The 20,974-nt window shown below is 56.8% G+C and carries 12 protein-coding genes and 1 pseudogene; 1 reads left to right on the forward strand and 12 read right to left on the reverse strand.

Features of this window, described 5'->3' with window-relative positions:
• The 10 genes from JE47_RS0114420 to JE47_RS0114470 all read right to left on the reverse strand — a co-directional run.
• A partial coding sequence (locus tag JE47_RS0114420) for a CHAT domain-containing protein (protein ID WP_031460431.1) occupies positions 1-2,543 on the reverse strand: 2,543 nt, incomplete at its 3' end.
• A 417-nt stretch (positions 2,544-2,960) separates the two neighbouring features.
• Positions 2,961-3,182 carry a hypothetical protein gene (locus JE47_RS0114430; protein ID WP_031460432.1) on the reverse strand — a complete coding sequence of 74 codons (222 nt, stop codon included), beginning with the start codon at positions 3,180-3,182 and terminating at the stop codon, positions 2,961-2,963.
• A gap of 331 nt (positions 3,183-3,513) precedes the next feature.
• Complete coding sequence (locus JE47_RS0114435) at positions 3,514-4,446, reverse strand: alpha/beta fold hydrolase (RefSeq protein ID WP_051871173.1); 933 nt, start codon at positions 4,444-4,446, stop codon at positions 3,514-3,516.
• 3 nt (positions 4,447-4,449) lie between these two features.
• The gene (galK, locus tag JE47_RS0114440; protein ID WP_031460434.1) at positions 4,450-5,619 is read right to left on the reverse strand and encodes a galactokinase; all 1,170 of its coding nucleotides are present in this window, start codon (positions 5,617-5,619) and stop codon (positions 4,450-4,452) included.
• 358 nt (positions 5,620-5,977) lie between these two features.
• On the reverse strand, positions 5,978-7,030 hold the full coding sequence (locus JE47_RS0114445) for a WD40 repeat domain-containing protein (RefSeq protein ID WP_031460435.1): 1,053 nt from the start codon (positions 7,028-7,030) through the stop codon (positions 5,978-5,980).
• Between the two features lie 45 nt (positions 7,031-7,075).
• Complete coding sequence (locus JE47_RS0114450; RefSeq protein WP_031460436.1) at positions 7,076-7,882, reverse strand: alpha/beta hydrolase; 807 nt, start codon at positions 7,880-7,882, stop codon at positions 7,076-7,078.
• A 32-nt stretch (positions 7,883-7,914) separates the two neighbouring features.
• Positions 7,915-10,029 carry a glycosyltransferase family 39 protein gene (locus JE47_RS0114455; protein WP_031460437.1) on the reverse strand — a complete coding sequence of 705 codons (2,115 nt, stop codon included), beginning with the start codon at positions 10,027-10,029 and terminating at the stop codon, positions 7,915-7,917.
• A 6-nt stretch (positions 10,030-10,035) separates the two neighbouring features.
• On the reverse strand, positions 10,036-10,881 hold the full coding sequence (locus JE47_RS0114460) for a sugar ABC transporter permease (protein ID WP_031460438.1): 846 nt from the start codon (positions 10,879-10,881) through the stop codon (positions 10,036-10,038).
• A complete protein-coding gene (locus JE47_RS0114465; protein ID WP_031460439.1) occupies positions 10,878-12,098 on the reverse strand; it encodes a carbohydrate ABC transporter permease in 1,221 nt (406 codons plus the stop codon). The genes JE47_RS0114460 and JE47_RS0114465 overlap by 4 nt, the downstream gene beginning before the upstream one ends.
• A gap of 163 nt (positions 12,099-12,261) precedes the next feature.
• Positions 12,262-13,542: an extracellular solute-binding protein gene (locus JE47_RS0114470; RefSeq protein ID WP_152556074.1), complete on the reverse strand. Its 1,281-nt coding sequence runs from the start codon at positions 13,540-13,542 to the stop codon at positions 12,262-12,264.
• A 567-nt stretch (positions 13,543-14,109) separates the two neighbouring features.
• Here JE47_RS0114470 and JE47_RS0114475 point away from each other — a divergent pair.
• Positions 14,110-17,901, forward strand: a pseudogene (locus tag JE47_RS0114475) (magnesium chelatase subunit H); the annotation flags it as partial.
• Positions 17,902-18,005: 104 nt separating this feature from the next.
• Here the strand turns inward: JE47_RS0114475 and acnA are convergent.
• The gene (gene acnA, locus JE47_RS0114480) at positions 18,006-20,747 is read right to left on the reverse strand and encodes an aconitate hydratase AcnA (protein ID WP_031460442.1); all 2,742 of its coding nucleotides are present in this window, start codon (positions 20,745-20,747) and stop codon (positions 18,006-18,008) included.
• A partial coding sequence (locus JE47_RS22210) for a hypothetical protein (RefSeq protein WP_236631248.1) occupies positions 20,744-20,974 on the reverse strand: 231 nt, incomplete at its 5' end. The genes acnA and JE47_RS22210, both read right to left, overlap by 4 nt.

Raw genomic sequence — 20,974 nt, forward strand, 5'->3', positions numbered from 1 at the left:
AGTAGGTCGGCTTGCTGGTGGTAGACGCGACTCAGCAGCGCTTCGTCGTTGTGTTCCTGGGCGAATTGGTTCGCCTGTTCAATCAGTCGCCAGGCCGTAGCCGGATCACCCAGGCGGTTGAGTACCCACGTTGCCCGCCAGAGCGCCCAGCCCCGTTCTGCTATCGGCAGTGCGGCCAGCGCCTCGGCAATGTCGGGCAGCAGCGACTGCATCTGCTGCGCCAGTTCGGCACTGGCATTGATGCCGTGTTGAGAATCGCAGGCTTGATCGACCAGTGCCGCCGCCCACCGTCCGTAGCGAATACGAGCAGCGCTGAGATCATGAGCCTGGGCGTCCCTGCGGAGGACTGTGGCAATGACCGGTTGGATCGCGTAGGTGAGGGCGCGGTTATGTTCCTGGTCGTAGCCATGACTCAGCAGGAGCGAGGTCTGTTGCAGAGTTTCCAGTTGGCGGTGGGCCGGTTCGACCAGCCACTGTGATCCCTCTGTCATCCCCCACACTACCGCAGCGTGGAGCGGGGTAATCTTGGGATTGGCGATGATGGTAAGGCAGCGCAGTGCTTCTTGTAGCTTAGGGGGCAGCGCTGCCAGCGATAGGCGGACGCTTATCTCAACCGAGGTCTGCTGGTAGACCGGCGCTGCCGGATCCCTGGCTTCAGCCAACGCCTGATCCAACTGCTCTAGAAAGGCGTTCTCGGCATCTTGCCCGCGATCCCAGCGTCTGATCGTCAGCACCATGGCCAACGGGTGGTGATCAAGGGCATCAGCGAGTTGCCTGAGAAACGTCTCGCTGGGCGTGCGTTTGCTGATCCAGCGCCGCATCAGTTCAACACTGGCTTCCGGGTTCAGACCGGCCAACTGCTGCCCCGCCTCTATCGGTGGGAAGCACACTTCGCCAGGCAGTCCCACCGGCGACTGACGGGTGGTAAAGAGCATCCATGCGCCGCTGTCGGCCAGCTTGCGTACCAGGCGCTGGATGGCAAATGCCTCGTCGCGCTGTTCAGGCGTAAAGGGCGCAACGTCATCGTTAACGGTTTCTAGCCCTAGCCGCCAGAGCACTGTCTCGTAGTTGTCCCAGATCACAAGCATGCGGCGGCGTGAGCGGATTGTGGTTATCAGCAGGTCTTCCTGTTCCTGCTCATCAGCAGACCAGGACTTTTCATCCTTCACGTCGATACCAAGCGCCATTGCCAGTTGGCGACGCACGGTCGCGGCAGCGAGGGTGGCGTGCTCGCCAGGGAGAACCAGGCTCAGGGCAACGATGCCGTCGTCGAAGAAGAAGCGCAAGCGATGGGCCAGCGCTGCTGCCAGCGCTGTTTTGCCGATCCCGCCGGTGCCACGAATGGTCACAATCCGTTTCTGGTCGTGAACGAAGAGCCGGGCCAGCTCGTACAATTCTTGCTGGCGGCCGACAAAGGCGCCGGTTGCGTAATCGGGGGCGTTCAGGGCGCTGATTGCGGGGCGCGGCGGTTCAATGGGCGGCGGGGGCTGGTGCTGGTTCCCAACAGGCGGTTTAGGCCATTGGTAGCCCCGCGCCAGGTAGAGTACCGGTACAGCCCACGCCAGCGGCTCATTACGCCGATGACTCTGAAGCTGGAGGCGCGCCCGATAGAGGGCTTGCGCCGGATGGAGACCGGTAGCCAGAAACCGATAGAAGGTGCGAGCGACCGGTGCTGCCGCTTCGTCAAATACTAGGTACTGATTCCCCAGCACCACCGGAATCCCATGTTGCACCAGGGTTAGCGCCAGATTCGCCCCTGGCTCGATACTATCGGCAGTACGGCAGGCATTGAGAAAGGCCAGCATCACCATCCCGCGCAGATGGTTCGCCAGATCAGATGCCGTCTGCGGATCGAGCTTCCCGGCGCCGTCGTCAAAATACAGTACTGGCGTTCCATTGACAACTGCACCGTGACCGGCAAAGTGAAGAAGGAGCGGCTCGATCGTCGCCAGCTCATCAATCAGCGCCGAGCGGGTGGGGGCAATCTGCTGCCAACGCAGGTGCAATCGCTGCTTCTGGAAATCGTCACGCAGCAGATCGAGTTCATGCTCTACCGGCAGGGGCGCCATGAGCTGCCAATCACACTGTCTTCCCTGCTCGTCGTACACCTCTTTCAGCAAGGGATTGCTCGCTACCACTACCAGCCGCCATGGCTGATCAGATAGCGGCGGTGCAGGAAGGAGTGCGTTTGGCACCTCTACTTCGCGTACCAGCAGGTAGCGCGTGATAAGAAACTCATTTCCATTGTGCAGAAACTCCCAGGGAATCGCCGCCAGTTCAGCGTCGGTCGTGTGCAGGGCGATCATGCTCTCGAGCTGTGGCGCAGACGGCAACTCGGTCAGCATCCGCTTCAGGTTATCGCCGCCGAGGGCGGCCAGTAATCGTTGACCGTATGCAACCGGGTCGCTCGCCTGTTGGTGTGGTTTGACGAACGGGTGATCAAGGCGCAGTGCTGCTGGGTCAAAGGAGGCAATGTGCTCTCCGGCCACGTATACCTCAGCGCGGTTGTCGTCGGTGCGATGTAGGGTTATGGTTAGCGGCATAAACGGCCCCTGGATGAGCGAACATTAGCGTGATGTGTTCATTATAGCGAGCGTTACGCTGAACGGCAAGGGCAGGCGGGCTAACGCTCTACCTGATACCAATCCCGTTTGCTGTCACCCCCGCAAGCGGTATTGCCCCCCTGCTTGCGGTATCACCCCCCTTCCCCCCGCAAGCGGGGGGATTGAGGGGGGTAGCCCGCACACGAGCGCGTATTGTGAGTCATCTATGCCGTCGCCTGTTGTATACCCTGGCGCAATGAGGAACCATCACTTGGACCATCAGCAGCCCATCGTCGCTACCGCAGCCAGGATGATCGGGTCATCAAATCCCCTACGGGGAGAGGAAGGGGGCCAGGGGGAAGGTGAGGGCCGCCAGGCGCGCTTCGCAGCACTGGTGCTGAAACCATAATGAAAAGTCTACGGCCGTGGCGCAATATTCGTCACCACCCCCATCACATAGCTGACCAACACCGGATCGCCAGCCTGCGGATTGGGATAGACACTCTCAGCACCAATCCGAGCACGGATGGATTGCGTTTCACCGGTGTGTTGGAAGGTGACATCGTAAAAAATTGTACCGTGAATATCAATGCGCTGTACTTCAAGCAATCGTGCCTCGCGAGTACCAGATACAATCATAGTCGCTTCCTCCCGCAACGATACGCTCTGTTTTCGTTGTAAGACTCCACTGCAAACCGGTGATCTTTCCACCACAGAGACCACGGAGATCGCAGAGACGAAAGATAATGTTATCTTTCATTGAACATAGGGTTGTGAAAAAAATTTTCTTCCATGCGCTGAATGGTCAAAAATTATCCTTTTATTCATAAACTTTACACGCTCTGTGTACTATGTGTGCTCCGTGGTGAGTTTTTGCAGTGCACTCTTGTAAATCATCACTCGCAATAGTCGTGTGTAGGGCAATCCAACCAACAAAGCGGCAGAATGCGCTAATCTTGGGTGAGCCTCATCACTCTTGCTGTGATGCAGTATATGCGTGACCGGTTTGCGCCTGTCTTCTTAAGACCTGCGCAAAACGCCGGATAAACGCGGCAACCTGGCGTGGGCGCTGTTGCTGTGGCATATGACCGCAGCCGGGTAAGATCAGCACTTGCACATTGGGCAGATTGCTACAGAAAAAATCACGTGATTCTGGGGGTAAAAATCGATCGGATTCACCCCAAATCAGGGCTGTCGGGACTGATACCGCCCGCAAATCCTCTGGGTAGAGCATATCCCGCTCGTCGATTGTAGCGATGAACTGGGTAACTGGATCGCGTTGGAAAATTGAACGTAATCCATGCTCGGCCAGGTAGAGGGGCAAGGGCGGTCGGCCATACATCTGACGCAGCGCCGTGCGCACAGTGCGACTATCGGCCAGGCTGACGGTTTGCAGGAATGGTTCCCACGACTCGCGTCCGCGCAAGATCGCACCACCCGGCGCAAGCAGCACCAGACCTGTCACCAGCTCTGGCGATTCGAGCGCAACCCGAATCGCTATCCAGCCACCCATCGAATTACCGACCAACAACACCGATTTGCCGATCACGTCGCGGATCATCGCTTGTACGAACGCCACCTGCTGCGCGATCGTCGCATAACGCTGACCCGGCGGAAAGCCACTTAAACCGAAACCGGCCAGATCGAGGGCGTACACCGGCCCGATCTCCGTCAGATGCGGCATCACAAACGACCAGGTCTGAGCACGGTCGGCGATCCCGTGCAATAACAACACCGGCAGATCACCACTACCGCGGGCCGGCATGACGTAGTAGTGGGCACGAATCCCGGCTAACTGTCGCTCGTGGCTGGTGGCCCCCAGACGCAACAATGCTCGATGACTCAAACCATAGATCAGCGGCACTGAAGCAACTGATAATGGCGTAAAGAAGCGGCCTAACATACCCTACTCCTCATCAGCATAGACACACGAAACGCCGGCGCCTGCGGTGCATATCAGCGGTTGTAGTTTTCGTCCGGTACGGATCGCGTAACCGTCAATCATCGCAGCAACAAATGCGTCTACCGCATCGGCAGCAACCAGCGACACAGTACTGCCACCGAAGCCGCCGCCCGTCATTCGGCTGCCAAAACAACCCGGAGCAGCCAGCGCCAGTTCGACAAGTATATCGAGTTCGGCGATACTGACCCGATAATCGTCACGGAGACTGATGTGGGAGGTGATCATCAATTGGCCCATCTTGGTCAGATCGCCAGCGGCAAGCGCATCGGCTGCGGCCAAGGTACGTTCATTCTCGCTCACCACGTGGCGAGCCAGTGGCAGGAGATCAGGTGGTAGCAGGTTTCCATACACTGCCAAATCGGCTGAACGCACATCGCGTAAGGCCTGAATCTTGCCCAGCGCCGGTCTGAGCAAGCGTACTGCCTCCTCGCAGCCGGCGCGCCGCTGGTTGTACTCCGATCCGGCCAGCCGGTGCCGCACGCCACTGTCACACACGACCACACAAGCCTGCGCCGGGATGGGAATCGGACGGTAGCTCAGATCACGACAGTCGATGAGCAGGGCGTGACCGGCTTCACCCAGCGCGGCAACCAATTGATCCATAATGCCACACTTGACCCCAACAAACGTATGTTCAGCTCCCTGCGCAACGAGCGCCAGCTCTTCACCCAGCAGGTTGATGTTATTCAGAAGCTGAAACGTATACCCGACTGCCACTTCCAACGCTGCCGACGATGAAAGACCACTCCCCGACGGCAGATCACTATCGATCATAAGATCGGCGCCCTGCAAGGGCAGATCACGTGCCTGCAACCCCTTCACAACGCCGCGAATGTAATTCACCCACTGCCGACGCTCATCGCGCACAACCTGATCGAGGTCAAACTGATCTTCCTCGCGAAACTTTATACTGAAAACCCGCACCACTCGATCCGGCCGTGGTCGGGCCGCTACGTAGGTAGCCCGATCCAGCGCCATCGGGAGCACAAACCCATCGTTATAGTCGGTGTGTTCACCGATCAGGTTAACACGACCAGGTGCACGGGCAATACGAGTCGGTGGTTGACCGAAATACTGTTCAAATGCACTGTAGAGCTTCGCAACATCGTACATCGCAATTACTCCATCGGGATTAGTACCGGTGCGTCAGAGAGATTGTGTCTGCATCCTAGAGCCTGATCAAAAACGTTTCATTGGGCACGTACCTTGCCCGTGTGCCTATGATGGGATGGGTTGCCAACATTCTTCCTCGCCAGCCTCTCACGTTCCCCTTTCCTCTCCCCATGGAGGAGCGGAAGGTGATTGGGGGAAGGTGAGGGACACCAAGCATGCGCCGCAGCACCGGCACTGGAAACCGTTAAAACCCTGTTCCAGCGCGTCATAGCATTTACCGTTGGCTACTATATCACTTTTTTGCCCAGAGGGAGATGACAGGTTCGTGATAAACCGTGTTCTTTCCTTCCCCATCGCACTAATCCGCTACCGGCCAAACTCTGATGGCGCTCAGTCCGACATCGATCAACCATTGACCATCAGGACTAAAGTGAAGCTGGTGTAAACGGATAGGGCTGCCGCTCAGAATGTGTCGCCGCTGGCCGTCTGTCAACCGACGGACGGCAATGGTCTGTCGCGGAGGGCCTGGCTCGAACCACGAGAAGCTATCAGATGGCGGCAAACGATCAGGGGTCGCCAGCCAGCGCCCATCAGGACTCACAGCTACGTGCATGCTGGAAAGGAAGAACTCTTCTGGTGCGGGACAATCTCGGACTGGATCGGGAAACGTAAGCTCGTATACGAGATTCCAGGTTGAGGTATCGTAAGCGCGGATCGTCTTCCCACCTAATATCAGGCGTGAACCATCTGGTGAAAAAGCAATGCTACCGGTTGGATAAGGCTGAACTTCCCGCTCGACCCTACGCTGAGCGACATCGATCAGCCAGACGCCACGCGGACCGGTGCCGGCAACCAGATACGCACCATCAGGACTAAAGGCTACTGTCTGGATCACACTCGCCTCGTTGTCATCGATCCGGATTGTATCAACTTGAAGTCGGGACTCGACATGCCAGAGCTGCACTTCCGGCCCGCGACTGTGGTACGCCTCGCTTACCGCTAAGAGCAATCCGTCTGGCGAAAAGGCCAGACTCATCGGATAGATGGAACGATCCGATGGCCAGCAATCCAGGGTTGCGATCCGCTCATCACGCTCAAGATCGTAGAGTACAACCTGTCCCTGCCGACCGAGCGCGATCAACGTGCGATTGGGATGAACGGCAAGATAGCCACCTGTCGGGATGATTTTGAGAATCTGGTTGTTGGGCACATGCCGGATGGTGGTCTGATCACTACCGGCAACCACCAGTTGATCATTACCTGAGAAAGCGGCTGAACGGATGTCGCCAATCTCCCACACGGCTATCGGTTGTGTTTCTCCTCTGAACCAGAACATCGCTCCCCCAACCAGAACACTTATGAGCACCAATCCCAGCCCAATGACACCCAACAACCAGCGTATTCGTCGCATACGTTCCCCTTGACGCAAATGAGTGTTCTTACGAAAGGGATTGAGCTAGCCACCGGTAACGTGACCCATAACCAGAAACGCGATGACATCGGCTACCCGTGCCCGCCAGGCCGCTTCATTGTGGGCAGCACCGGGAAACCTACGGGTCAGCCAGTCGTGTCCGAAGCGGTAACCGGCCCGTATCAAATGTTGATCCATGCGCTGCTGAAACGGTTCATACTCGGCATCTAAACCAACTGTGCCATAATCAAAGTAGAAGCGATGCCGCCCCGGTGGCGGTAAGAGTGCTGCCAGCTCATCAACCAGGATGTTGCCACCCGCCGGCCAGTGGGTTGAGAGGCATCCGGCGCCAGCAAACAGGTCAGGATAGCGACAGACACCGTACAGTGAGATCAAACCACCCATGCTTGATCCCATCAAAAAGGTGTTCGCGGCATCGGGAAGGGTTCGATAGTGGGTGTCGATAAAAGGCTTCACCTCTTCTACCAGAAAAGCCAGGTAGGAATCGGAGACAGGCTCGCCACCCATCCGCTCAACAATCTGCGTCCACCCTCGCGTTGCCCGCAGTGCAGCAAAAGGTTGCTGTGGTGCATACTCGCGCCAACGTTGGTCGGTGCACCAGATGCCCACAACAATCGCTCCCGACCAATGATGCTCAACCCGCAACTGCTCGATAGCCCGATCAACTGCCCACACCTCACCATCGGCGCGCAACGCAGGATCGAACAGGTTTTGCCCGTCGTGCATATAGATCACCGGCAACGGTTGATCTTCCATTCCTGCCGGTATCCAGACATTGATTGGCCGTGACACGACATAACGACTCGCAACATGATGGCGATGTATTGGCATAATTGCTTATCCTTCGTCCGTATCCATCTCGATCACCAGAACAGGAATGTTTTTCCTTGCCAGGGTGTCAACTGATAAGTTAACACACCATCGGCCCGTGTCCCAATCCACAGAACGTTCGATTGATCAATCGCCAACGCCAGTGGTTCGGCGCCGGTAAACCCAGAATTGCGCGGCAGATAGTGATGCCACGTTTGTCCGTCGTAGCGCAGCAAAAAACCTCCGGTCGTTAGTGGACGAGCAGCGCCGACCCATAGCTCACCGGAGGCCGCCTCAAGCAAGGTGGTGATGGTCTGCGCCGGTAACTGACGATTGGCAGTGGTGAGCCATTCCCAGTGTACCCCGTTCCAGCGAGCCAGGCCATTGCCCAGGGTTGCTGCCCATACGTTTCCACGCTGATCGACCAGAATCGCTGCAACACCAGCACTGGCAAAGCCATCATCCCGCGCAAAATGTTGCCAGGTGTCGCTGGCCGGTATGTAGCGGCTCACCACACCGATGCCGCCAAACCAGACTGCACCCTTCGGATCAATAGCAATGGCGATCACCATCCCACCCTGTGCAGCCTGTGGCAACGGCTGCCACTGCCCATCGTTCCTCCGTACAGCTCCACCAGCATTCGTTCCAATCCAGATCGTTCCATCTGGCCCGCCTGCAACGGTACGTACCAATACCTCAGCGTGCAGTGGTAGGGGTGGGGTCTGCCATTCCCAGTTATTGTTCTCGCGTACCAGCGCCAACCCGCGATCACTTGCGACCCACAAACCGGCGGAAGTTTCGGTCAGCGCGTACACGTGGCCGAGCGGGAGATGATACCAGCGCGGTGGGTCTTCGCTAACAACCGGCGCCTGCCAGATCGTCACCCCGGCTTCACCCCCAAGAGCAACCCGACCATCACGCAACGGCTGAATAGCGTAGATAGCGCCTGACGGTAAGCCGCCATGACCCGCCGAGATTGAGCGCCAGCCGATGCTGCCGATAGAGACTGTGACCAGGGCAGTAGCGTAGACAGTGGCAATGAAACCGATAAACAAACTTAACATAATCAATGCTGCACGTGGTGGACGAAGCGCCATTAACGTACTCCAACCCCAATAATCGTTGAAATCGTGCAGCCATGTGACGAGGCGCATAATAACCGGTGCTGCCAGTCTGACAATTGGCACGACCAAGGTCAAAGTGTACTGCGGCCACTTCGTCGGCCAGACGAGCAACAGAAGTACGCCGCCCACCAACCAGACGACTAGATACCGGCGTTGGGGATCGCGCCATGCAGCAGGAAGCGCTATCAATGCCAGTAGTGTCAGCCATGGATCAAGGCCTGGTCCAAAGAATACTTCTGGATGCCAGCCAACAGCCGGAGCCGTTGCCAGCCAGACAATCGGTTGATACCACGGATAGTTGGCCGCCTGCACTTCGTGCCCCTGGGTGTACGTCATCCAGAAGCCGGCCATGGCTGCCAGCCGTTCCAGTGGGTGGTGCCAAAGGGTTGGATTCGCAATCACGAACGTCAGGGTAGCGACACCTGCCAACCCCGGCAAACGACGCCATTGGCCTCGTTCGACAAGCAGGAATACCATTGCAGGTGCAGCGACCAGCGCATAATTCATCTTGGCTGCCGTTGCCAATCCCCAGGCCACTGCGCCGGCGTACCACCATAACCGCTGCCGGGCAGATTCGTCCCGTCCGGCGTATTCCCAGGCGCTCACCGCAGCAATGGAAAGTGTCAGCGGCCAGGCCTCCAGATAGGCCTGCGCAGTATATTTAATCGTCAGCGTGTGGAAGGCGAGTAAACCAGCGGCCAGCGGCCCGGCGGTATATGCGAGCAATGCGACAGCAGCAGTGCCGAGAAGAGCTGCGATCAGGCGGGCCGCATAGAGCACCGTGGTTTGATTTGCCGCATCACCGAGCAACAGCGCACCACCGGCATAGATCAGCTTGTGCAACGCTGGATGTTGCCGGTTGCCGGGGTAGTCGATCACGCCAACCCAATCGCCCTGACGGATCAGACGCGCATAATCGAGTGCTGCACCAACATAGACCGGCTCATCAAAATCAACCGGTAGTGTCAGTGCAGCCCATAATCTGAGTAACGCGGCCAGTACAATCACAGCGAGCAACCAGCCGCGCAATGGAACTGGCTTCACGTCGGCTCATCCCTTTACGCCGCCAACCGTTAATCCCGATACCAGGAAACGCTGGAGCGACAGGAAGACAATAATGGTCGGTAGAATGATCAGCAAGCCACCGGCGGCGAAATTCCCCCATGGGACACTCTGGCTATTAGCCAGGCTGAACAAACCAGGTACGACCAGCTTCATGCTATCCGGTGCTGGCACCAACACCGACGCAAAAATGAAATCGCCCCAACCGGCGAGAAAACCGAGCAGTGCCGTGACTGCCAATGCCGGTCGCGCCAGAGGCAAGGCAATTAAGATAAACGATTGAATTGGGCCACAACCATCGATCATTGCCGCTTCTTCCAGCTCAATCGGAATGGTATCGAAGTAGCCCTTCATATTCCAGGTGCTAAAGACCAACGTTCCGGTCGTATAGGCCAGGATCAACCCTTCGTGTTTACCGTACAAACCAAGTGCCGTCAGCAACTGTGCAACTGCTACCAGGCTCAACACGCCGGGGAAGGTTTGAATTGCCAGGAGTAAAATCAGCGCAAACTCACGACCGTAAAACTTAAAGCGCGAAAAAGCAAACGCTGCTGACGTCGTAATAACGAGAGAGGCTACGGTCGTTACCCCGGCAACATAAATACTGTTACGTAGCCACGTCAATAATGGCCGGTCAAAAATCATCGCCCGGTAGTTCTCAAACGTCCATTCGGTTGGAATAAACATGCCGAGCAGGTTGAGGGTGTAGAGCCGGTCACCGGTACGTCCCGAAGCAAGGAACGCGAACCACAGCGGGTAGATGGCGAACAGCACACCCAGAATGAGAATGGTGTATTGCAAGATCTGAACCGATCGTGAAGGTTTACGGATCATGACTCGTAGGCCCCTTTCGTGATGCGTGTCAGCCGCAGACTGTAGAGCGTCACCGTGAAGAGGAAGATGAAAAGGATCACCGCAAAGGCCGTTGCGTTACCGTAGTTTTGGGTTTGAAAGATTTGCTTATACGCATACACAATCACGAATTCAGTTGCACCAGGACGACCAACCTCATTGACCGGGCCGCCCTGCGTAATTGCCCAGACCGTGCCAAACATCTGAAATGCTGTGATCGAGGTCAGTACTGTTGCCGGTAAAACAGCCGGCCGAATCAAAGGTAAGGTAATGCGGGTGAGCTGCTGCCACCACGATGCACCGTCAAGTTCAGCCGCTTCATACACATCACGAGGTACCGCCTGAAGTGCGCCCAGGATGACGATCATAAAGAACGGATACGAGAACCAGGTATCGACCAGCACCACAATCGCAAACGCACTGACCGGATCACGCAGCCACGACGGACCATTGATCCCAAAGAGGGCGAGCACCTGATTGATCGTACCCTGTTCGCGGAAGAAGAACTGCCAGATCAACGCCATCAAAATCGCCAGTGACGAAGCAGCCCAGGGCACGAAAAGCAACACCCGAAACAAGGTACGGCCGGGCAGATAATCACTATTTAAGATGAGTGCAAAGGTAAGGCCCAGCACAAAACTAAAGGGCACGCGGGCAATCACAAAGAGCAGAGTCCGGAAGACAACCACTACAAAATCGCCGCTGCGCATCAGCGTCTCATAAGCATTGGCAACATTGATCACGGCTGCCAGAATAAAACCCAGCACCAATGCGCTAAGCCAGACCACCGACGGAGCGACCGGTGGTTCCAGCATCTGACTCAAGCGACGATTGATGAAGGAGGCGGCGATCAGCGGCACAAAACAGAGGAAGATAGCTGCCACCGCCCCCAACACTTCCGGCGTAAAGAGATTGCCAATCAGATTGGCATAGTTTGCGAAGATTGGGTCTTGTAGCCGGTACGGTTGCCCCAATCCAACCGGTGCACTGGTACGAAACTGCGGCCAACACAGGGGATCGAGGATACCGGTGAGGAACACCTCACAATCGGGATTAGGGCGAAAACGATTACGATTGGTAAAGGAGGTGTAAACGCTTAACAAAATGGGGTAGATATTGAACAGTAAAATACCAACAATGGTGGGGCCGGTGAAGAGAAGAACGGTAAGAATTTTGCGGCGCTTAGACCAAGACACCATGTGCATACCTCACTGGAAGCAGCCGGATAGCCATCCGTTGGCTACCGGGCGCCTGACCGGCGCGACAGGTAGTGTGCGTGAGCCGGACTGTACGTCCGGCTCACCGTATTCAGCGATGTTAACGACCAGAGCGAAACAAGCTGCGTTGCTCGCCTCAATACCGCTACTTCATCTGCTTGATCGCATCTTCAATCGCCTTCTGGGCTGCTGCCAGGGCTTCAGCCGGAGTCTGCGCACCGGTCCAAATGGCAACGCTTGCCTCACCAACCGGCCCCCATTGGGCTGAAGCATAGGGAGTATTTGCCATCGGTACACCCTGGTTGAGCGCCGCACCGAAACCGGCCAGGGTCGGTAGAGCTGCTACCTCTGGATTCTTCAAGGCTGCTGTGGCTGCCGGTACCGTCTTGTTCGTTAACGCCAGCTTCGCCTGCACCTCAGCACTGGTGAAATACTTCATGATATCCAGTGCGACCTCGGCGTTGCCACGCTCGACCGCATTGCGGGTCAACATCAGCGTCTTAATACCGACAAACGGCTTGCCCAGCGGCAGAATCCCGTAGTCAACACCATCCTGCTCAATACCGGCGATAGCCCACGGGCCGGTCCACCACATCGCAGTTTTGCCCTCGGCTAACGCTGCCTTGCAGATGTCGTAGCTCTGCTCGCTGAACGAGACCTTGCTCATCTCGGCCAGCCACTCACCACCCTTGATCATCTCGGGGGTGTTGACGTACACCTTTCCTTCATCATCAACATAGCTCGGTACGCCGTAGCCAAAGTAGATCGGTGCAACGTGATAGGCATCATTACCGCCGAAGCCCTGATTGCAAACGAGCGTCTTGTCAGGGTTGGCCGCACGGAAATCTTTGGCCATCTGCAACAACTCGTCAAGGCTGGTCGGCAGCTTCATATTGCCAATGACTGCCTTGTTGTAGATCAGGGCAATACCTTCTTGGGTCTCTGGCAATGCCCAAATCTTACCCTGCCAGACAACACCGTTCACAGCCGCCGGCTCGTAGGTGCTGCGCAAGAAATCTTCGGTGATCCCGTAGTCGTTGAGCGCGACAATATTACCGACCAACGCCTGCTGACCGATCTGGTCGTTGGCCCAGCCGATAATGTCGGGACCCTCACCAGCCGGAATGGCAACGTTCAGCGCATTGCTGACATCTTCAGGCTTCGAGAGGTCAATCTTGACGTTGGGGTGCGAGGCTTCGTAATCGCGGAACGCTTGCTCAATTGCCGTCAGATAAGCACCATCCCACTGGTGCCAGATACGGATGGTAACCTGTTGCGCAGCAGGAGCGGTAGTCGGTTGCGCAGCGGGAGCAGTGGTCGGCTGCTCAGCCGGAGCAGCAGTTGGTTGGGTAGTCTGTTGATTCGAGCCACATGCCGCTAGCATCATGGCTGCGGTGAGGAACAGAGCAATTAATGCACGCTTCATTGCACTCACGGTTGTACTCCTTAGACTGTGTCTACCATGACAACAGTATGACAACGAGAATCTGACATCACGAACAAAAAACCGTCAATCTACCTGCTTCCTTGTTGGGTTCATCTGCTGTGAACGCACCACCTCCTTTTCTAAACTCAGCCGGTGAACGTCGCGAGCAGCAAGAGATAACATGTCACCATGGGAGAGAAGGGATTGTCGCTATTTAGCGAATAGCAACAGAGCATCTGGGAGGGTCTCTTTCTTGCTACTCCGTGCGGTAATAGTTGTGTTCGGCATTGTTTTACTTACAACCTTTTCAATCACAACTATACATCATCCCTGACGTGCTGTCAAGTGGATGCTTTGAAATTATACCGCAAAATGACCGAAACACAGGCGATATGTAGGGGTGTAGCATCTCATCTTTCACCTTCCATCTCTACTGAACAGGTCTGGTTGCCAAATCTTCACCTACTTCCCTCCTTCTACATGCGGAATCTTTACGAATTGAGACAATATATCTATAATGACGTATCATATAATGTGATGTAATTCGGGCGACAAACTGCAAGGAGATCGGCTATGCGCTTCGTGTTTTTATGTATTGAATCGAACAATGCTCCTGCGTTGCGGCAGGCAGCAGCGAGCATCGAGCGCGAATACGGGCTACGGCTGGCGATTGACTATTTCACGCCACCCGATATGCACACCACCGCCGATTGGGAACGACTGGCTCACGCCGTGGCCCGAGCCGATTTTGTCTTTGGCTCGATGCTCTTCGGCGAGGAGTATGTGCGTCCATTGAGCGACATTCTTGCTTCGGCGTCATGTCCGGTCTGTATGATTATGAGTAGTCCGTCGCTGATCCGGCAGACCCGGATCGGGAAGTTTGATCTGCGTCCCAAGCCAGAGTCGCAACCGAGTGCCTTTCGCCAGTGGCTTAGTCAGTTTCAGCCAAAGCACGGCCATGGCGAGATTCAACGCCAGATGTCGCTGGTGCGTGGCCTGAGCAAGATGCTGAAGTTTTTACCCGGTAAAGCACGCGATATTCATACATATGTCACTGCCCATCAGTTCTGGGCGGCCAGTTCGCCGGAAAATCTGCGTCGTTTGTTGCTGATGTTTATCGAGCGGTATGTGCCGGGGTATAAGGGTAAGCTACCGGTACTCGATCCGCAGGCTATTCCCGATACGGGTCTCTTTCACCCGGCAGCGCCGGAACCTTTTGCCGATTTGGCGACTTATCGGGCCTGGCGACGTAAGCAACGACAGGCATTTCCTAACGGTACGGTTGGGCTATTGACGATGCGCCCCTTCGCGCTGTCGGGGAATCGCGCTCATCTCGACGCATTGATCCGTGCGCTCGAAGCGCGGGGGATTGAGGCACGAGCAGCATATAGCCCGACACTTGACATGCGGCCTACCGTGGAGCAGTTCTTTACCGGTGCCGGACAGCGTCGGGGTCACGCACCGGTTGCTGATGTTGATCTGCTGGTCAATACAACCGGTTTTGCGCTGGTGGGCGGGCCGGCCAGTACCGATCCCGAACAGGCCAGCGCTGTACTTGACCAGCTCGATACGCCGATACTTGATCTCTTCCCACTCGTTTTTCAACGGATCGAACAGTGGCAGGCCGATGATCGAGGAATCGCGCCTTTCCAACTCGCTTTGAATGTGTCACTGCCCGAACTTGACGGTGCAACCGATCCGCTAGTGATCGGTGGTATGCAGCGCGATCAGGAAACGATAACGCCATTACCGGCTGAAATTGAGCTGGCTGCCGAGCGCATTGCAGCCCGTGTTGCGCTACGTCGTACACCGCCTGCCGAACGCCGGATTGCGATCACGCTGTTTAATTTCCCGCCCAACCTGGGCAATGCCGGCACTGCTGCCTATCTCGATGTCTTTACCAGTGTATTTCGGTTGATGCAGGCGTTGTACGCAGCCGGATATACCGTCGAATTACCGGCAAGTGCCGATGATCTGCGCCGTCTGGTTGTGGAGGGAAATGCGTTGCTCTACGGCACGAGCGGGAATGTCGCCGATTCATTACCGGTCGAAGAGTACCGTCGGCTCTTCCCAGATTATGTTGATATTGAACCGTACTGGGGGCCAGCGCCTGGCGAGTTGCTTAATGACGGGAAACGGCTGCATATTCTGGGGCGACAGTTTGGGAATGTGTTTGTGGGTTTACAACCGAGTTTTGGCTACGAACGTGACCCAATTCGTCTGCTGATGAGTAAGGATGCCGCGCCGCACCACGGTTTTGCTGCATACTATGCCTGGTTACGCTACGTTTTCAAGGCCCACGCAGTGTTACATTTCGGTACGCATGGCGCACTCGAATTTATGCCCGGCAAACAGGCTGGGTTAAGCGCCCGTTGCTGGCCGCTACGCCTGCTCGGTGGCTTACCCAACTTTTACTACTATTGCGTCAATAACCCAAGTGAAGGCAGTATTGCTCGCCGCCGCGGGATGGCGACGTTGATCAGCTATCTGGTGCCGCCAGTTCAGCAAGCCGGTCTGTACAAAGGCCTGCGTGCGCTTAAAGACAGCATTGACCGCTATCATGCACAGCCCGATCCGACACTGCTGGCCGATCTGCGTGCTCAGGCTGAAGCGCTCAATCTGAATGTCGCAGGCGAGGGCGATGCGTATGTGGCGGCGTTAGGCCATGAACTGCTACAGGTAGAACAGCGGATGATCCCGGTTGGTCTGCATGTCCTTGGTGAGCCACCTCAAGCTGCCGAACAGATTGACACTCTCACCCTGATCGCGATGTTCGCTCGCGTGCCGCGTGGCCCCGATCAGACACCGCTGGATCCGTTGCCAGTGATTGTCGGGCGAGCATTGGGGGTTGACTACGCTGCACTTACCGGTCGGTTGCGCGATGATCCAACAGCGCAGCAGCATTACCGTCAGATCGAGGAGATTTGCCGTGCCGCTATCACAGCCCTGGTTGAGGCTGGTTCTGGGCGGGCCGCCGACCAGGCTTTACAGCGCTATGTCAACATCCAGCCCGATCTCCTCACGCCGTTGTGGAACTATTTACTTGACATTCAGCGCCGCATGACAACCGAACGTGAAGTGAGCAGTCTCTTACGGGCACTCAATGGCGGCTATGTTCTCCCTTCGCCAGGCAGTGACGTAGTACGGAATCCGGCGGTCGTCCCGACCGGTCGAAACATCCATGCGTTTGATCCCTTCCACATTCCGACCCCGGCGGCTGCCTCGGCTGGTATGGCTGTTGCCGACGAGCTGCTCGAGCGAATCCGTGCCGAGCAGGGTACGTATCCAGAAACGGTGGCCATGGTACTGTGGGGCACCGACAACATTAAGACGGAGGGCGAGGGGATTGCACAGGCCCTGGCACTGATCGGCGCCAGAGCAGTTGCTGACGAACTGGGACGAATTACGACGGTCGAGTTGATTCCGCTTGCTGAATTGGGTCGGCCTCGAATTGATGTTGTGCTGACGGTCAGTGGTATCTTCCGCGATCTCTTTGCGGCTCAGGCGGTGCTGCTTGATCGGGCGATCCGCATGGCGGCTACGGCTGATGAACCGCCGACCCAGAACTTCGTGCGTGCCCACGCGCTGGCCCAGGCCAGCGAATTGGGTTTGAGCGTGGAAGCGGCTGCGACCCGTGTCTTCTCTAACGCTTCTGGAAGCTACGGTGCGAATGTCAACCATCTGGTCGAGAGCAGTACCTGGGAAGAGGATACGCAACTGGCTGAGGCGTTTATCACCCGCAAGAGTTTTGCACTCCAGCCGGGTGGTGAATGGCGCGAAGCGCGAGCGCTCATGGAGCGAGCGCTGGCGACAGTCAGTGTCACCTTCCAGAACATCGACAGTGTAGAAAATGGCATTAGCGACATTGACCACTACTACGAGTATCTCGGTGGTCTGACCAAGAGTGTAGAGAAGGTACGTGGCGAGCGCCCGACGGCGTTAATGGGGGAGGTGGCCGAGCTGGTGGCGCCCGGTGCAAGTCGAGTACGTTCGCTTGAACAAGTTGTGCGACTGGAAAGCCGGGCCAAACTACTCAACCCGAAATGGTACGAGGGGATGCTCAAGCATGGCTACGAGGGTGTCCACGAGATTGAAATTCGGGTCAGTAATACCTACGGCTGGAGTGCCACGGCTCAGGCGGTCGAAGGCTGGGTTTACCAGGGTGTTGCCGAGACGTATCTACTCGATCCGGTGATGCGTGAACGGTTGGCGAACCTCAACCCCCATGCCACTGCCGGCATTGCCGGGCGATTGCTAGAAGCCCATGAACGTGGCTTCTGGCAGGCCGATGAAGAGACGCTCGCGCAGTTGCGCGAGATTTATGCCGATCTCGAAGATCGGTTGGAAGGTGTTCGCTGATCGGTACCTGATACGTCTGTAGGGGCACGGCAATGCCGTGCCCCGACCATCACGGATGGGGAAAACTACCGAACGCGGGCCAGAGGCCCGCGCTTCCAGCCTGCTTAACCCTGCCTGTCTTCGGCCAGCAACTGTCGCAGCACATATTGCAAGATACCGCCATGGCGGTAGTATTCGATCTCTTGCGGTGTGTCAATGCGCACACGAGTCTGGAACTCGCGCACTGTTCCATCGTCGGCGGTCGCACGTACCGTCAGCACGCGACCCTGAGCGAAGCCACTGGCGATTGCATCGGCCAGACCAATCACGTCGTACACCTCATGACCGGTCAGACCGAGACTGGCCGCATTTTCTCCCGGCATAAATTGCAACGGCACAATCCCCATACCCACCAGATTCGAGCGATGGATGCGCTCGAAACTCTCGGCGATCACTGCCTTGACGCCCTGGAGGTAGGGGCCTTTCGCAGCCCAGTCACGTGACGAACCATTGCCGTATTCTTTCCCGGCAATCACGATCAGCGGTGTACCGTCGGCCTGATAGCGCATCGCTGCATCGTAGATGGTCATTACTTCGCCGGTGGGCAGGTAGGTTGTAAAGCCGCCCTCCGTACCCGGCGCCAGTTTATTGCGCAGCCGCACATTGGCGAATGTGCCGCGCACCATGACCTCGTGGTTGCCACGACGGGCGCCGTAGCTGTTGAAATCGGCCGGAGCAACGCCATGCTCGATCAAATACTTGCCAGCGGGTGAGTTGACTTTGATACTTCCGGCCGGGCTGATATGGTCGGTCGTGATGCTATCACCCAGGAACGCCAGCACTCGCGCCCCATGAATTTCGGCAACCCGCTCAGGCGGCGTTGGACTCATCCGGTCGAAGTAGGGGGGACGGCGCACATACGTACTCTGCGGATCCCAGGCAAAACGATCACCTGCCGGTACTGGAATGTTTTCCCACCGTTCATCGCCAACAAACACGCTGGCATACGAACGGCAGTACATATCCGACTGGATCGCCGTTTCGATCGTCTGCTGCACTTCGGCTTGCGACGGCCAGATGTCGCGCAGGTAGACGGGTTTGCCGTCTTTTCCGATCCCAAGCGGTTCTTTATCCAGATCGATATCGATTCGACCGGCAATGGCGTAAGCTACGACCAGGGGCGGCGACATCAGGTAGTTCGCTTTTACATCTTGCTGCACACGACCCTCGAAGTTACGGTTGCCCGAAAGTACAGAGACTGCTACCAGACCAGCCTGTTCAATCGTCTGGCTGATCTCAGGTGCCAGTGGCCCGGAGTTGCCGATACAAGTGGTGCAGCCGTAGCCAACGACGTGGAAGCGGAGAGCTTCGAGGTAGGGCATCAGGCCCGCGTTCGTCAGATACTCGGTAACAACCTTTGAGCCGGGAGCGAGTGAGGTCTTCACCCACGGCTTCACTGTCAAACCGGCTTCGACAGCTTTTTTGGCAAGGAGACCGGCTGCAACCATCACCGACGGGTTAGAAGTGTTGGTGCAAGATGTGATGGCGGCGATAACAACCGAACCGTGGTGGAGTTTGTAATCGGTACCGGGGACTGCGACCGCTGTCGCTGCAAAATCTGCCGCTGAGAGTGCCGTATCGGGCTGTGATGGGTTAATGATCGACGGTACTGCCAGGTGGAAGGTACGATTGACATCGTACAGCGGTACCCGACCCTCCGGACGCTTCGGGCCGGCCACACTCGGTTCGACGGTCCCCAGATCGAGTTCAAGAATGGTCGAGTACTCGGCCTCTGGGGTATGCTCATCGTGGAAGAGACCCTGCTCTTTGAAGTAGGCCTCGACCAGCGCAACCCGCTCTTCGCTGCGCCCAGAGAAGCGCAGATAGCGCAGCGTCTCTTCGTCAACCGGGAAGATACCACAGGTTGCACCATACTCTGGCGCCATATTCGCAATTGTAGCGCGGTCAGCCAGCGGCAGATTCGCCAGACCAGGGCCGAAGAACTCGACGAACTTCCCGACTACGCCCAACTTGCGCAGCATTTGGGTCACGGTTAACACCAGATCGGTCGCGGTTGCCCCGTCACGGAGCTGCCCGGTTAGTTTGAAACCGACCACCTGCGGGATCAACATCGATAGTGGCTGACCAAGCATCGCAGCCTCAGCTTCGATACCACCGACCCCCCAGCCGAGCACGCCCAGACCGTTGATCATTGTCGTGTGAGAGTCGGTGCCGACCAGCGTGTCGGGGTAGGCCTGCACCGGACCGCTCGCCCGTGGATTTTCATCGCTGGTAAATACCACACGCGCCAGGTATTCCAGATTAACCTGGTGAACGATACCGTTGCCGGGCGGCACAACCTTAAAATTATCGAACGCAGTTTGCCCCCAGCGCAAGAAGGCGTAGCGTTCGACGTTGCGCTGAAATTCGAGGTCTTTGTTGATCAGCAGCGCAGCTTCTGAGCCATACGCATCAACCTGCACCGAGTGGTCGATCACCAGCTCAACCGGTTGTAACGGATTGATCCGACGTGGATCACCGCCTAACTCGGCCATCGCATCACGCATTGCGGCCAGATCAACCACGCACGGCACGCCGGTGAAGTCTTGCAGAATCACCCGCGCCGGCATAAATGCAACTTCGCGCTCGGGTTCGGCCTGGGACTGCCAGTTGGCCAGTGCCAGAATGTCATCGGCGGTGACGGTACGCCCATCTTCGTGACGGAGGAGGTTTTCGAGCAGAATACGCAACGAATAGGGTAGACGAGCAAGATTGACGCCGTGGGCAGTCAGCGCGTCAAGTCGGTAGATTTCGTAGGTGCGGTCGCCGACTGTGAGGGTCGAGCGGGCGCCAAAACTGTTGGTCATTGTTCTTCTCCTTCGGTTGTAACCGTGCAACGGAAGGTCATTCCATCTTGTGGTAAAGCGATTATAGCACGAACTATCAGATTGTTGTGATGCGTCGCACTAATCTGCCGGTGATAACAATAATATATCACTGTTATAGATTCGCTGAAATGTTTTGCTGGGATGGTTAGAATACCCGCCACACCCAGCGAACGAGTGCAGGATGCAAGCCAGCGGCCCGCGTACCC

This window comes from Chloroflexus sp. MS-G, assembly GCF_000735195.1.
Lineage (GTDB): Bacteria > Chloroflexota > Chloroflexia > Chloroflexales > Chloroflexaceae > Chloroflexus.

Excerpts from the sequence above, each read along its gene's own strand:
- JE47_RS0114430 (WP_031460432.1), bottom strand. The coding sequence starts at position 3,182 with ATGATTGTATCTGGTACTCGCGAGGCACGATTGCTTGAAGTACAGCGC.
- JE47_RS0114435 (WP_051871173.1), bottom strand. The coding sequence starts at position 4,446 with ATGTTAGGCCGCTTCTTTACGCCATTATCAGTTGCTTCAGTGCCGCTG.
- galK (WP_031460434.1), bottom strand. The coding sequence starts at position 5,619 with ATGTACGATGTTGCGAAGCTCTACAGTGCATTTGAACAGTATTTCGGT.
- JE47_RS0114445 (WP_031460435.1), bottom strand. The coding sequence starts at position 7,030 with ATGCGACGAATACGCTGGTTGTTGGGTGTCATTGGGCTGGGATTGGTG.
- JE47_RS0114450 (WP_031460436.1), bottom strand. The coding sequence starts at position 7,882 with ATGCCAATACATCGCCATCATGTTGCGAGTCGTTATGTCGTGTCACGG.
- JE47_RS0114460 (WP_031460438.1), bottom strand. The coding sequence starts at position 10,881 with ATGATCCGTAAACCTTCACGATCGGTTCAGATCTTGCAATACACCATT.
- JE47_RS0114465 (WP_031460439.1), bottom strand. The coding sequence starts at position 12,098 with ATGGTGTCTTGGTCTAAGCGCCGCAAAATTCTTACCGTTCTTCTCTTC.
- JE47_RS0114470 (WP_152556074.1), bottom strand. The coding sequence starts at position 13,542 with ATGAAGCGTGCATTAATTGCTCTGTTCCTCACCGCAGCCATGATGCTA.
- acnA (WP_031460442.1), bottom strand. The coding sequence starts at position 20,747 with ATGACCAACAGTTTTGGCGCCCGCTCGACCCTCACAGTCGGCGACCGC.